The following is a 13,289-nucleotide window of genomic DNA, read 5'->3' as shown; positions in this document are numbered from 1 at the left end:
GGAGAAACCCATGTCGGAATGGCTTGTTCTGACCCTTGCGATGGCCTCGGCCTGCGCCGTCGTCCTCACCATCGCCGTCCTCAACAACCGCCGCGTCGGCGAGGACGACGACCCGTCCGAGACACCCGACGTCATCGAGTACATGACGATGATGATCGGCGTGGTGTACGCGATCGTGCTCGGCCTCGCCATCGCCGGAGTCTGGGAGGGCCGCAGCGCGGCCCAGGAGTCGGTACGGCTGGAAGCCCAGGCGCTGCACGAGGTGCGGGCACGGTCATCGGTCTATCCGGCCGAGGTCCGCGACCGTATCCGCGCCGATGTCGACGCCTATGTCGGCCATGTCGTCCGTGACGAGTGGAAGGCCATGTCCGACCGCGGCAGCCTCACCGACCGGGGTACGCGCCTGCTGGACCGGGTCCGTGCCGACGTCACCGGATACGAGCCGAGGACCGATCACGAAGGGCAGGCGTACCAGCCACTGGTGGACCAGGTCGCCGCCGCCGACGACGCCCGCAGTTCCCGGGGGCAGAGCGCCGGAGCCACCATGCCGGGGGTGGTCTGGTTCGGGCTGATCACCGGAGCGCTGGTGACGGTCGGGCTGATCTTCACGCTGCAGATCCGCAGGACCTTCCGCGAACTGCTGCTGGCGGGCCTGTTCAGCGCACTCATCGCCTTTCTGCTCTTCCTCATCTGGGACTTCGACTCACCGTTCGGCCGGGGTGTCCCGGCCACCGCCGCACCCTTCCTCGACCTGTTCCCGCACGCGGGCGGCTGACGGCCGCCACCCCCGGCCGGTGCGCCGGCCGGGGGACAACGCTGCCCCATTCGCCGGACCCTGATCGCGGGCGATATGAGCGACTTCTAGCGTTTCGGGTATCGAGGTGCATTTCCTATTCCTTGTGGAAATCCGTTCCGCAGCTGCTCCTCGGGGACCCGGAGGATTCACCATGCGCGCGATACGTGTCGCACCCGCCGCCCTGCTCGGCGCCACCGCACTCACCCTGCTGACACCGGCCGTCCAAGCCGTGGCGGGCGGCACGAACACCTCGTTCGACCCGACCGTCGCCCCGTCGGTGGTCGCCCCGGGCGGCACGGTCACCCTCGGCAGCGGGGGCTGCACGGGCAATACGACCGTCACCTCGGGCGTGTTCGGCACCACGGTCATCCCGAGCGGCAGCACCTCGGCCACCGCCACGGTCGACGCGGCCGCCAGGCGGGGTGCCGTCTACGCGGTGACCTTCGTCTGCGGCTCCACGGGGGCGAGCAGGAGCGTCAGCCTGACCATCACCAGCGGCGCCACCGCCACCCCCACCACGGCGCCCACATCCAGTTCGACATCCATCGCGCCACCCGGCGGGGTGACCGGCGGGCTCGGAGGCAGTATCGGCACGATGGACGCCACCAGCATCGCCGCCGGTACGGGGCTGGTGCTGGCGGCGGGCGCCGGGGCCGTCTACTTCGTGCGGCGGCGCACCGCCGGCCGTCAGCACTGACCGGCGGTACACCGCGGACGCACGACAGTCGCCCCGGGTCCTGATCCAGGACCCGGGGCGACGGGCGTATCGGGCCGGGCGGGAGGTTCGAGGCCCTAGACCGCCGCATCGCTCGACCGCCGGCGCCGGGTGATGAAGACGGCACCTCCGACGGCCGCCGCGGCCACCAGACCGCCGCCGATCTGCATCTCCACGGAGCTCGGCCCCATGGAACCGCCCAGGCCGCCCTGTGCGCCCCGGCCGGGCAGGACGGTGAACTGGTGCGTCGCGATGGCGCCGTTTCCTCCGTTTCCGCCGTTGCCGCCGTCGCCCCCGTTGCCTCCGTTGCCCCCGTTCCCGTTGAAGTCGTTGTTGTTCTCGTTGTTGTTGTTGCACCGCACGGACAGGTTGTAGTTCCCGGGCGTGGCGTTGTGCCGGATGTGCGCCGTGGCGTACCCCGTACGGCCCGCCGACAGCTCGGTCGTCGGGAAGGCGTTCGACCACACCTTGCCGCCGTTGCGGCAGCCCTGTGCGGTCACCTGCATCGTGGCGCCCTGGTGGACCGACGAGGGATTGACGGTGATATTGCGCGGAGCATCGCCGGGAGCACCGCCGGCGGCGGCCAGCGGGGCCGCCAGCCCGACGGCCGCGAAGGCGGTCGCGGTGACCGCGAGAGCGCGTGAAGCACGCATGGTGTGAACCTCCAGCGGGGCGCGCCCCGGAGTCCTGTCCTCCGGGATGGATCGAAGAGAAACGCGTCCCATGACGAACCCTCACCAGTTCCCCGGGCCGTCGCACTTCGGCACTGCTCCACCCCGGTGAGCCGACACGCCGTACGGAAACCCCGGATCTGACGGAGTCGCAGGTCACAGACCGTCAGAACTTTTATCCGCTCATTACTCCGAAGAGCAGACAGCCCGGTGGGCCGGCGGGTGCCGCCACCCGTTCGCCCCTCTCTGATCGCCGCCCCGCCGCACGGCACCTAACGTTCCCCTCGTCGCGACGAAGGGAGAACCATGGGCCGGGACTACTCGGGGGCCGAGCGCACCAGACGCGTGCCCTGGGGCGCTGTCGCCCTGGTGATGCTCACCGGCCTCGCCCTCATGAGGAACGGCGCGGACATCACGGCGGGCCCGCCCCAGCCCGCAGCGGCCGCCTCCCTGGACAAGGGGCAGGACACCGCGGGTCCGCCCGTGGAGGGCGAGCCGGTGCAGACCCTGCCGTATGCCCCCGCCGCCCGGGTCCAGATCCCGTCCATCGATGTCGACGCACCCGTCATCGATGTGAATCTGGACGCGAACGGCTGGATCGCCGCGCCGCCCCCGGAGGACCCCAACCTGGCGGGCTGGTACCAGAACGGGATCGCTCCCGGTCAGCGCGGAACCGCCGTCGTGGTCGGCCATGTCGACAACAAGTCCGGGCCCGCCGTCTTCTACGGGCTCGGCTCGCTCGCCAAGGGCAAGCAGGTCGAGGTGACCCGCTACGACGGCCGGATCGGAGTGTTCGAGGTGTACGGCGTGGAGGTGTTCTCCAAGAACGACTTCCCCGGCGCCCGGGTGTACGGCGACACGGGCCACGCGGAGCTCCGGGTGATCACCTGCGGCGGCGGCTACTCCAGGGCGGGCGGGTACGACGGGAACGTGGTCGTCTTCGCCCGGCTGGTCGAGACCCGCTGAGGGGCGCGGGAGCGCGCCCGCCGGGAGTACGGCGGCCGCGCCCCCGCCGTCCCACCGTCAGTCGCGGTGCGGCACGGTGATCCGGTAGCCGTCGTCGAGCAGCGCGGGCAGATAGCGGCGGAGCGCGGCGACGCTCTGCGACCGGTTGCCGCCCGCGTCGTGCGAGAGGACCACCACCCCGGGCGCGGCTCCGTCCAGGACCCGGCGCACGACGGTTCCGGTGCCCGGCGTCGTCCAGTCCAGTGTGTCCACGGTCCAGGCCATCGGCTCCATGCCCAGCTCGGCGCCGATCTCGAACGAGTCGCGGTTCCACGCTCCGTAGGGCGCCCGGTACCAGAGCGGCGGGGCGCCGAGCGTCCTCTCGATCACTTCGCTCGTGCGGCCCAGTTCGTCGCGGATGCCCGGCCGGGAGAGTTTCGGGACCAACGGGTGGGTCCAGGTGTGGTTGCCCACGACATGGCCGTCCGCCGCCATTTCCCGCAGCAGGTCCCGGTTGTCGTCGGCCATCTCGCCGCAGACGAAGAACATCGCGCGAACCCGGTGTGCGCGCAGCGTGGCCAGGATGTCCGGCGTGTACCGGGGGTCGGGGCCGTCGTCGAAGCTGAGCACCATGGAGTGCCCGAGGGCGGGCAGCGCCTCGAACGGCCGGGTGCGTACCGGCGGTGCCGCCGGTCTGAACCGGGGCGGCGCGCTCCCGGTCATCGGCTGCAGCCGGTAGGCGGAGGGTCTCCCCCGCGGTTTCGCCGGCGGACCGGCGGCGGCGGTGGCCCGAGTGCCCGCGGGACGGACCGGTGTGGCGGCCTGATCGGCCGCGATCAGGTGTACGGCGGTGGCGGCCCCGAAGCCCAGGGCGAGTTTCAGAGCGGTGCGGCGCCCGGGTGAGGTCTGATCACGTCTCATGGCCAACTGCTCGCACGCCCGAGCGTGCGAGCGTGCGTGCGACACCGGGTGCCGGTGGTTTTGCACCCGATCGACGCAGCAGGTCGGCGGCGCCCGGCGGGACCGCTCACCGTGCCGGGGACACCCGGAGCAGCTTCCTCCGTATCAGCCGATAACCTCTGTCCCGTGACAGACCAGAACCCCCATCAGTTCGAACGTGGCACAGACGGTCCCAAGGTGATCGTCGCCGGTCTCGACGGGTCCGACTCCTCCATGCGCGCCGCGGCCTACGCGGCCGGGCTCGCCCGTCGGCAGAACGCCATGCTCGCCCTCGTGTACGTCCAGCCCGTGATGCCCGCGGGTGCCGCGCTCGGCGCGCCGGTCGGGGACACCACCGTCGAGGTCGCCGAGGGGCTGGTCAGCGAGATCCGGGCGGCCACGGAGCGGCTCAAGGACATATGGGATGTGCGCTGGGAGTTCCACACCTTCCGCGGTGATCCCTACAACGGGCTCGTGACGGCGGCTGACGAGCTGCGGGCGGACGCCGTGGTGGTGGGCGCGTCGGAGTCGGCGGGGCACCGTTTCATCGGGTCGGTGGCGGTACGGCTGGTGAAGGCCGGGCGCTGGCCGGTCACCGTGGTGCCGTAGGGGCCGGCCCGCGGTGCCCGGCGTACGGGTCCGCGCCGCCTACTTCCCCATGACCAGGCCGTCCCGGCCCGCTCCCCGGCCCAGCACCACGGTGCGGATGCGGTCGCGGACCTCCCGCAGACCGTTGTTCCCGTCGCCGATGGCCGCGTTGAGATCGATGACACGACCGGCTTCGGGGTCGTACCACTGGGGGATGAATTCGGCCTTCTCCACCGTCCAGCGCTGCCCGGGTTTCCCGGGCGGCGCGAAGGTGAAGCGCGCCATGGAGCCCTGGTTGCCGCGCGGATCCCGCTCACCCTCGTAGTTGATCATCTCTCCGGCGATCTGGTCGCCCATGCCGTAGACGACCCAGGTGCCGTTGACCTTCTCGTAGGCCTGCGGCACATGGGCGTGGGTGCCGATGATCAGGTCGAGGTCGGGGCGGCCGGCCGACGCGGACGCGGTGAGCCGCTCGGCGAGTGCGAGCTGTTCCCCGTCGGGTTCGTCCTGCCACTCGGTGCCCCAGTGCACGGACAGGACGACCACGTCGGCGCCCGCGCGGCGGGCGGCTCGGGCATCGGCGACGATCCTGCGCCCGTCGGTCACGTTGACCGCCCAGGGCCGGCCGGCGGGCGACGGGATGCCGTTGGTGCCGTAGGTGTACGCGAGGTGGGCGACCGTGGCCGCCCGCTTCCCCGGCCCCGCGTTCAGCAGTACGGGGCGGGCGGCCTCCGCGGCGGTGCGGGCGGAACCGGCGTGCCGCACGCCCGCCCTGTCCAGGGCGTCCAGGGTGCGGCGGATGCCTTCCGTGCCGTCGTCCAGGCTGTGGTTGGAGGCGGTCGAGCAGGAGTCGAATCCGGTCGAGCGCAGCGCGGTGGCGATCTCGGGCGGCGAGGTGAAGCTCGGATAGCCGCTGAACGGTCCGCCGGCGGGCCCGTACACCGTCTCCATGTGACAGAGGGCCAGATCGGCCCGGGAGACGACCGGGGCGACACCTTCGAGCATCGGGGCGAAGTCGTGGCCGCGGCCGCCCGCGTCGGCGGCGGCCCGCTCGATGACGGAGGAGTGCGGGAGTACGTCGCCGGAGGCCAGCAGCGTGAAGGCGCCCGGCCCGCCGGTTTCCTCGCCCCCCGCACCCCGGGCGGCCGGGGAACCGGCGGGCCGCGGCCCGCGCTCCCCGGCCGGCGGGGGCTGCGGGCCCGTACAGCCGGCCGCCGCGGCGAACAGCACGGCGACGGCGGCCGTCGCGCCCCTTCGGATGCGCTTCGTCATCTGCGCGGCTCCACAGTCGGAAGATTTAGACCTTCCGAATAAAGAGATAGTCATACAACTCATTCAAGGAGCAAAGCCGCGTAAGTAGCTGAACCGGCCGTACTGTTCGCACCCGACGGCCCCGCGACCGTTCACCGCACCATTCGCCGCACTGTGCGACCGCTCGTCGCACGCCTCGGCGTACCGCCTGTTGCTCAGCGCCCCGATGCGTTCGTATACGGCAGGCGGCAGCGAGGCGGCAGAGGCCTTCGCGGGAAAGGACGTTCACGATGACCACGACAACGACCGATGAGCGGGCCATCGCGGAGTTGCAGCGCGAGCACGGCCCCGCACTGTTCCACTTTCTGCTCGGCCTCACGTTCGGCGACCGGCAGCGTGCCGAGGACCTGCTCCAGGAGACCCTGGTACGCGCCTGGCAGCATCCGGAGGCGTTCGACGCGCCCTTCGACTCGATGCGCCCGTGGCTCTTCACCGTCGGACGCCGGCTCGCCATCGACGCCCGCAGGTCGCGCGGTGCCCGCCCCGTCGAGGTGAGCGACGCCGTCCTGGAGAGTGCCCCGGCACCGCAGGACACGGCCGACTCGGCGGTCCGCGCCCTCGACGTACGGGAGGCCGTGCGCACCCTCAGCCCCGAGCACCGTGCGGTGCTGGTGCAGATCTACTTCCGGGGACTCAGCGTGGGCGAGACGGCGAAGGTGCTCGGCATCCCGCCGGGCACCGTCAAGTCCCGCTCGTACTACGCGCTGCGGCTGCTGTCGCGCGGCCTGCCCGGTTACGGGGCGGGCGGCCCCGGGGACAGGTCCTCCTCACCGAGCAGCGCGAGCAGGGCCGAGGCCTCCGCCAGCTCCACATAGACCGCGGCACATCCGTCGCAGCGCTGGAGGTGTCCGGAGACCCGGCGCGCCTCGTCCTCGTCCAGGGCGTCCAGGACGTACGCGCCGAGCGACTGGCGCACATGCGGGTCATCGCCGGGGTCGGCGGTCATCACAACCTCGTATCTCCTCAACGATCCTGCTCTTCTGCCCACGCGGGGCACCCGCCCCCGGTTCAATGCTCGGTGGAGCCCGGTGCCGAGCGGGGAGAGAGGCGGGACGGAATGCGTCCGGAACGTGACGAGGGGACCGGTGGCGGGCTGCCGGTCCCGATGGCCTGGCTGTCCACGGAGTACATGGCCGACGAGCTGCTGAGGACCGGCGACCTGATGGAGCCGGCGACGCTGGAGTTCCGCGCGGGGCGCGACGCGCTCGCGCTGACGATCTTCCTCTCGGACGGGGCGGCGGCCGGTGCCCTGTCCGAGGCGCGGGTGGACGAACTGCGGCTGCTCACCGCGTGCGGGGCGCCCTGGCGCCGATGGGTCTGCGAGCGGCTGGCGGGCGCGGCGGCGCGGTCCGCACCCGGCGACCCCGATCTGGCGCTCGCGCGGGCGGCCTGGCGGTGGCTGGAGGAGACCGAGATGCTCGCCGCGGACCTCGACGCGATCACGCCGCCGCACCGGGAGCCACCGGGTCACGGAGCCGGCCGGGCGGAGCGGGCGGACAGGACCGGTGAAGCGGAGGCCCAGGTCTGGACACCGGCGTGGCAGCTCGGGCTGCCGCTCGGGCACCTGGCCGTCCACCTCTGCTGAACGCCCGCGCGCCGGGTCATGAACCATGCACCCCGGCACGGTACTTGGGCAGCCGCAGCGTGATCCTCATACCCGCGCCGACACCGGTCTCGATGACGAGCCCGTAGTCGTCGCCGTACACCTGCCGCAGCCGCTCGTCGACGTTGAGGAGTCCGATGCCGCTGGACGCGCCGCCCTCGCCGCGCAGGATCTGTCGCAGCCGGCCGGGGTCCATGCCGGTGCCGTCGTCCTCGATGACGACCTCGGCCTCGGAACCGGCGTCCAGGGCGCTGATGGTGATGCGGCTGGTCGTGGCGGCGCCTTCGAGCCCGTGCTTGACGGCGTTCTCGACGAGCGGCTGGAGACACAGGAACGGCAGAGCGACCGGCAGCACTTCGGGTGCGACCTGGAGGGTGACCGCGAGGCGTTCACCGAAACGGGCCCGGACCAGCGCCAGATACTGGTCGATGGAGTGCAGTTCGTCGGCCAGGGTGGTGAACTCGCCGTGGCGGCGGAACGAGTAGCGGGTGAAGTCGGCGAACTCCAGCAGCAGTTCGCGTGCCTGCTCCGGGTCGGTGCGGACGAACGAGGCTATCGCGGCGAGTGAGTTGAAGAGGAAGTGCGGGGAGATCTGGGCGCGCAGGGCCTTGATCTCCGCCTCGATGAGCTGGGTGCGGGAGCGGTCCAGCTCGGCGAGTTCCAGCTGGACGCAGACCCAGCGCGCCACCTCTCCCGCGGCCCTGGCCAGTACCGCCGACTCGCGCGGCGCGTAGGCGACCAGCGCGCCCAGGACCCGGTGGTCGACGGTGAGCGGGACGGCGACGGCCCATCGCAGCGGGCAGTCGATGTCGCCGCAGCCGCTGTGGAAGGCGGTGTCGCGGCCGCTGTCCAGCAGGCCCCGGACGTGGTCCATCACGTCCTTGCCGTGGTGGTGTCCCGCGCCGTCCCAGACCAGGACCCGGTCGCGGTCGGTGAGGCAGAGCGCGTCGGTGCCCAGCAGCGAGCGCAGCCGGCGGGCCGACCGGCGGGCGCTCTCCTCGGTGAGACCTGCCCGCAGCGGCGGCGCCGCGAGGGAGGCGGTGTGCAGGGTCTCGAACGTGGCGTGCTCGACGGGCGTGCCGACGTCGCTGGGGCGTACGGGGCGGGCCGTGCGGCGCCCGAGCAGGAAGCCCGCACCGGTCAGCAGCGCCGCCAGCACGGCGAGTACGGCGATCCCCGCCCCGGTCATCGCTCCCTCCCGGAGGTGAGCGCTTCCGGCAGATGGAAGCGGGTCATGGCGGCGTTGGTGCCCGGGGGTATCCGGCCCGGGGTGGCGAGCGAGACCAGGATCATCGCGAGGAAGCCGACCGGCACGGACCACACGGCGGGCCAGGCGAGCAGCGCGTGCGGCCAGCCGGGCGGCCGCACCGCACCGCTGACCGTGATGGCGACCGCCAGCAGCGCCGAGCCGCCCCCGAGCAGCAGTCCGGCCACCGCTCCGGGCGGGGTGAGCCGGCGCCACCAGATGCCGAGGACGAGCAGCGGGCAGAAGGAGGACGCGGACACCGCGAAGGCCATGCCCACCGCATCGGCCACCGGCACCCGGCTGACCAGCAGCGAACCGCCCAGCGGGACCGCGATGGCGAGCACGGTGGCCAGCCTGAAGTGCCGTACGCCGCGCGAGGGCAGGACGTCCTGGGTGATGACGCCGGCGACGGCCATGGTGAGCCCCGAGGCGGTGGACAGGAACGCGGCGAAGGCGCCGCCCGCGATCAGCGCGCCGAGCAGATCGCCGCCGAGCCCGCCGATGACCCGGGCGGGCAGCAGCAGCACCGCGGCGTCCGCGTCCCCGCCGTGCCGGAGTTCGGGGGCGTACAGCCTGCCCAGCGCACCGTAGACGGGCGGCAGCAGATAGAACGCGCCGACCAGCGCGAGCACGGCGACCGTGGTGCGGCGGGCGTCGCGGCCGTTGGGGCTGGTGTAGAAGCGGACCACGACATGGGGCAGCCCCATGGTGCCGAGGAACGTCGCCACGATCAGCCCGTAGGTCGCGTACAGCGGGTGGTCGGCGCGGAAGACCGGGAGCTGATCGCCGAAGGAGACCCGCGGCTGACCGTCGCCGCGCCAGGCCAGTACGAGGAAGACCGCGGGGACGAGGAGCGCGGTGAGTTTCAGCCAGTACTGGAACACCTGGACGAAGGTGATGGAGCGCATGCCGCCCGCCGCGACCGCTATCACCACGACGGAGGCGACGAGGACATCACCGAGCCAGCCGGGCGCACCGGTCAGGATCTTCAGGGTGAGCCCGGCGCCCTGGAGCTGCGGCACGAGGTACAGCCAGCCCGCGCCGACCACGAACACGCTGACCAGTCGGCGCACCTGCCGCGATTCGAGCCGTCCTTCGGCGAAGTCGGGCAGGGTGTACGCCCCCGAGCGGCGCAGCGGCGCGGCGACGAACACCAGGAGCACGAGATACCCGGCGGTGTATCCGACCGGGTACCAGAGCATGTCGGGGCCGTGCACGAGGACCAGGCCCGCGACGCCGAGGAAGGAGGCGGCGGAGAGGTACTCACCGCTGATCGCGGCGGCGTTGAGGCGGGGCCGTACGGTGCGTGAGGCGACATAGAAGTCGGACGTGGTGCGGGAGATGCGCAGCCCGAATCCGCCGACGAGGACGGTGGCGAGGACGACGAGAGCGACCGCCGCCCACGACGCCATGTGGTCGGGTTCGCTCACGGTGCGGGGCGGCCTTCCACGAGCCTGGCGAAGTCGCGCTCGTTGCGTTCGGCCCGGCGGACGTACCACCAGGCGGTCAGGGTGAGCGGCGGGTAGGCGGCGAAGCCGAGCACCGCCCAGACGAGCGCGGAACTCCTGAGCGCGGCGAAGACGAGCGGCAGGGTCCCCGCGACGAGGGCGAGCACCGCGAAGGCGGTGATCGCGGCACGGAGCTGGCTGCGCATCAGCGAGCGCACATAGGCACCGCCGAGGGCGGTCTGCTCGTCGATCTCCGACTGGGTGCGGTAGCGGGGCAGCGGACGGACCCGCCGAGGCTCCCCCGTGACCACTTCGCGCCGGGGGGTGGGCTCTGCGGACATGAGCTGGGAGTGTAGGCGCGGCCCTGTCCCGCTGGGAAGGTCTCCGGCCGCGGAGGTCCAGGTCAGCGGCTGGTCTGGCGCATCAGGAGATCGCGCAGGGAGCGGGTGTGGCGGCGGCTGACGGCCAGCTCGGCGTCTCCGATGCGCACACTCATGCTGCCGGCGTCCAGCCGGAGTTCGTCGATGCGGCCGAGCGCCACGAGATGCCGGCGGTGGATACGGACGAAGCCTCGGGAGCGCCAGCGTTCCTCCAGGGTGGTCAGCGGGATGCGCACGAGATGGCTGCCGGTGGCGGTGTGCAGCCGGGCGTAGTCGCCCTGCGCCTCGGCGTACGCGATGTCGTCGACGGGGACGAAGCGTATGACGCCGCCGAGTTCGACCGGGATCTGGTCCGCGGCGATGTCGTGGACGGGTGCGGAGCGGTCCTGGACCTGTTCGGCGACGCGCCGCACGGCTTCGGCGAGTCGTTCGCGGCGGACGGGCTTGAGGACGTAGTCGACGGCCTTCAGGTCGAAGGCGTGGACGGCGAAGCCCTCGTGGGCGGTGACGAAGACGATGAGCGGGGGCGCGGCGAATCCGGCCAGCAGCTGGGCGACGTCGAGTCCGGTGAGGCCCGCCATGTGGATGTCGAGGAAGACGACGTCGATGGCGTTCGGGTCCTCGGGGCCCGCGTCCACGGCGCCGCCGATGCGGCGCAGCGCCTCGGTGGCTCCGCCCGCGCCCTCGGCGCTGCGGATGCGGGGATCGGCGCGCAGGAGGTAGAGGAGTTCCTCCAGGGCGGGTTGTTCGTCGTCGACGGCGAGTACGCGCAGCATGAGGCCGGAGTGTAGGTGCTGCGGGGCGGTGTCGGCACGAGTGCTGACGGGCTTCTTCCCGCTATTTGAGGAGCCTGGACAGCCGGCGGTCGGCGAGCGGTCTGCCGCCGGTCTGGCAGGTGGGGCAGTACTGGAGGGAGGAGTCGCGGAAGGAGACTTCGAGGATGGTGTCGCCGCAGACCGGGCAGGGCAGGCCGGTGCGGCCGTGGACCCGCATGCCGCTCTTCTTCTCGGCCTTGAGCTTTCCGGCGGTGAGTCCGCTGGAGCGGGCGACGGCATCGCCGAGGGTGGTGCGCAGCGCGGTGTACAGCCGGGTGATGTCGTCCTCGCCGAGGCCGGTGGTGGGTTTGAACGGGGACATCTTCGCGACGTGCAGGATCTCGTCGCTGTAGGCGTTGCCGATGCCCGCGATGAGGGACTGGTCGCGCAGGGCGCCCTTGATCCGGCGGCGTTCCCCGCCGAGCAGGGCCGCGAACGTGTCACGGTCGAAGGAGCCGGCGAGCGGGTCGGGCCCCAGACGGGCGACGCCGGGGATCTCGGCGGGATCGTGCACCAGGTGGACGGAGAGGCGTTTGGTGGTGCCCATCTCGGTGAGGTCGAAGCCGTCGCCGCCGCTCAGGACGGTGCGCAGCGCGAGGGGGCCCTTCCCGGGCCGGGGCGGCGTGGCCGGGAAGCTGTCCTGCCACCGGAGCCAGCCGGCCCGCGCGAGATGGGTGACCAGGTGCAGCGGCCCCACCTCGATGTCCAGGAACTTGCCGTGCCGGTCCACGGCGGTGACGGTGCCGCCGGTCAGGGCGGTCAGCGGTGGGTCGTACGTCTTGAGGACGCTGATCGCGAGCGGCAGGACGCGGGCGATCTCCTTGCCGACGAGGTGGTCGTCGAGGAAGACCCGCAGGGCTTCGACTTCCGGCAGTTCGGGCATGTCCCCCAGCCTGCCGCAGGCCGGTGACGGGTGCCTCTCCAGCGGCGGCCGGGCGGCTGCGGCCGTGGACGGGTCAGCCGAGTCCGTAGACGCGGGTGGCGGTCCCCGCGAACACGGCCCGCCGCTCGTCCTCGGTGAGGTGGGAGGTGAGTGTGTGTGCGGTGTCGACGACCTCCGCGTACCCCGCCGCGAGGCGGCACACCGGCCAGTCCGAGCCGAACATCAGCCGGTCCGGTCCGAAGGCGTCCAGGAGCGTGGCGGTGTACGGGCGCAGGTCCTGGACCGTCCAGGTGCGCGGGTCGGCCTCGGTGACCAGACCGGAGAGCTTGCAGACGGTGTTGGGGAGGGCTGCCAGGGCCCCGAGGTCCTCGGACCACGGGTGGACGCGCCGGGCGGCGATGGGCGGTTTGCCCCCGTGGTCGAGTACGAAGGTGAGTGCGGGGAGCAGTTCGGCGGCCCTCGTGGCGGCGGGCAGCTGGTGCGGCCGGAGGATGAGGTCGTAGACGAGTCCGGCGTCGGCGACGGCGGCGAGCCCGCGCAGCACGTCGGGCCGCAGCAGCCACTCGGGGTCGGGTTCGCCCTGGACCTGGTGGCGCAGGCCGACGAGGCGGTCGCCGCCGGGCAGGGCGCGCAGGGCTGCGAGGGTGCCGGCGATCCCGGGGTCGGTGAGGTCGCTCCAGCCGACGACGCCCGCGACCAGGTCGCTGCCGTCGGCGAGGGCGAGGAATTCGGGGGTCTCCTCGGCGACGGTGACGGTCTGCACGAGGACGGTGGCGTACACCCCCGCGGCGCGGGCCTCGGGTTCCAGGTCGGCGAGGGTGAAGGTGCGCCGGATGGGGGCCAGTTCCTCGCCGGTGATCCAGTCCTGGTCACGCACGGCGAGGTCCCAGACGTGGTGGTGGGAGTCGACCGCAGGCAGGGGAAGCGCGGGGGGTACGGGAGCGGTCAT

General features: G+C 72.4%; 16 protein-coding genes. 6 read left to right on the top strand and 10 right to left on the bottom strand.

Annotated elements, in window-relative coordinates:
- Positions 1-10 precede the first annotated feature (10 nt).
- Both OHA98_RS15605 and OHA98_RS15600 read left to right on the top strand, forming a co-directional pair.
- Positions 11-775, top strand: a complete 765-nt coding sequence (locus OHA98_RS15605; protein WP_266926225.1) for a DUF4239 domain-containing protein — start codon at positions 11-13, stop codon at positions 773-775.
- A gap of 172 nt (positions 776-947) precedes the next feature.
- The gene (locus tag OHA98_RS15600; protein WP_266926222.1) at positions 948-1,493 is read left to right on the top strand and encodes a hypothetical protein; all 546 of its coding nucleotides are present in this window, start codon (positions 948-950) and stop codon (positions 1,491-1,493) included.
- A 95-nt stretch (positions 1,494-1,588) separates the two neighbouring features.
- On the opposite strand, the gene OHA98_RS15595 is transcribed toward OHA98_RS15600, so the two are convergent.
- The gene (locus OHA98_RS15595) at positions 1,589-2,164 is read right to left on the bottom strand and encodes a hypothetical protein (protein ID WP_266926221.1); all 576 of its coding nucleotides are present in this window, start codon (positions 2,162-2,164) and stop codon (positions 1,589-1,591) included.
- A 324-nt stretch (positions 2,165-2,488) separates the two neighbouring features.
- Between OHA98_RS15595 and OHA98_RS15590 the strand changes: the two genes are divergently transcribed.
- Positions 2,489-3,148, top strand: coding sequence for a class F sortase (locus tag OHA98_RS15590; protein ID WP_266926219.1), 660 nt, complete (start codon positions 2,489-2,491; stop codon positions 3,146-3,148).
- A 57-nt stretch (positions 3,149-3,205) separates the two neighbouring features.
- On the opposite strand, the gene OHA98_RS15585 is transcribed toward OHA98_RS15590, so the two are convergent.
- The gene (locus tag OHA98_RS15585) at positions 3,206-4,048 is read right to left on the bottom strand and encodes a polysaccharide deacetylase family protein (protein ID WP_266926217.1); all 843 of its coding nucleotides are present in this window, start codon (positions 4,046-4,048) and stop codon (positions 3,206-3,208) included.
- A 165-nt stretch (positions 4,049-4,213) separates the two neighbouring features.
- On the opposite strand from OHA98_RS15585, the gene OHA98_RS15580 reads away from it, so the two are divergent.
- Positions 4,214-4,675: a universal stress protein gene (locus OHA98_RS15580; protein WP_266926216.1), complete on the top strand. Its 462-nt coding sequence runs from the start codon at positions 4,214-4,216 to the stop codon at positions 4,673-4,675.
- Between the two features lie 39 nt (positions 4,676-4,714).
- On the opposite strand, the gene OHA98_RS15575 is transcribed toward OHA98_RS15580, so the two are convergent.
- Positions 4,715-5,926 (bottom strand): CapA family protein, encoded by a 1,212-nt coding sequence (locus OHA98_RS15575; protein ID WP_266926215.1) that lies wholly within the window; start codon positions 5,924-5,926, stop codon positions 4,715-4,717.
- Positions 5,927-6,195: 269 nt separating this feature from the next.
- Between OHA98_RS15575 and OHA98_RS15570 the strand changes: the two genes are divergently transcribed.
- On the top strand, positions 6,196-6,780 hold the full coding sequence (locus tag OHA98_RS15570) for a sigma-70 family RNA polymerase sigma factor (protein ID WP_266926213.1): 585 nt from the start codon (positions 6,196-6,198) through the stop codon (positions 6,778-6,780).
- On the opposite strand, the gene OHA98_RS15565 is transcribed toward OHA98_RS15570, so the two are convergent.
- Positions 6,699-6,911: a zf-HC2 domain-containing protein gene (locus OHA98_RS15565; RefSeq protein ID WP_266926211.1), complete on the bottom strand. Its 213-nt coding sequence runs from the start codon at positions 6,909-6,911 to the stop codon at positions 6,699-6,701. The two genes, OHA98_RS15570 and OHA98_RS15565, sit on opposite strands and share 82 nt — an antisense overlap.
- A gap of 111 nt (positions 6,912-7,022) precedes the next feature.
- Here OHA98_RS15565 and OHA98_RS15560 point away from each other — a divergent pair, with 111 nt between their 5' ends.
- Positions 7,023-7,550 (top strand): hypothetical protein, encoded by a 528-nt coding sequence (locus tag OHA98_RS15560; RefSeq protein ID WP_266926209.1) that lies wholly within the window; start codon positions 7,023-7,025, stop codon positions 7,548-7,550.
- Between the two features lie 16 nt (positions 7,551-7,566).
- Here the strand turns inward: OHA98_RS15560 and OHA98_RS15555 are convergent, their stop codons facing one another.
- From OHA98_RS15555 to OHA98_RS15530, 6 genes are all read right to left on the bottom strand, one after another.
- Positions 7,567-8,757, bottom strand: coding sequence for a sensor histidine kinase (locus tag OHA98_RS15555; RefSeq protein WP_266926207.1), 1,191 nt, complete (start codon positions 8,755-8,757; stop codon positions 7,567-7,569).
- Complete coding sequence (locus tag OHA98_RS15550; protein WP_266926205.1) at positions 8,754-10,244, bottom strand: cation acetate symporter; 1,491 nt, start codon at positions 10,242-10,244, stop codon at positions 8,754-8,756. Before OHA98_RS15550 ends, OHA98_RS15555 begins: the two co-directional genes overlap by 4 nt.
- Positions 10,241-10,603, bottom strand: a complete 363-nt coding sequence (locus OHA98_RS15545; RefSeq protein ID WP_266926203.1) for a hypothetical protein — start codon at positions 10,601-10,603, stop codon at positions 10,241-10,243. Before OHA98_RS15545 ends, OHA98_RS15550 begins: the two co-directional genes overlap by 4 nt.
- A gap of 62 nt (positions 10,604-10,665) precedes the next feature.
- Entirely contained in the window at positions 10,666-11,418 is a 753-nt protein-coding gene (locus tag OHA98_RS15540; protein ID WP_266926202.1) for a LytTR family DNA-binding domain-containing protein, read from the bottom strand.
- 61 nt (positions 11,419-11,479) lie between these two features.
- The gene (locus tag OHA98_RS15535) at positions 11,480-12,340 is read right to left on the bottom strand and encodes an Fpg/Nei family DNA glycosylase (RefSeq protein ID WP_266926200.1); all 861 of its coding nucleotides are present in this window, start codon (positions 12,338-12,340) and stop codon (positions 11,480-11,482) included.
- A 73-nt stretch (positions 12,341-12,413) separates the two neighbouring features.
- Positions 12,414-13,289 (bottom strand): amidohydrolase, encoded by an 876-nt coding sequence (locus OHA98_RS15530; protein ID WP_266926199.1) that lies wholly within the window; start codon positions 13,287-13,289, stop codon positions 12,414-12,416.

Origin of the sequence: Streptomyces sp. NBC_00654 (genome assembly GCF_026341775.1) — a bacterium.
Taxonomy (GTDB): domain Bacteria; phylum Actinomycetota; class Actinomycetes; order Streptomycetales; family Streptomycetaceae; genus Streptomyces.
The sequence above is the reverse complement of the archived record's forward strand: the minus strand, read 5'-3'. Positions and strand labels throughout refer to the sequence as shown.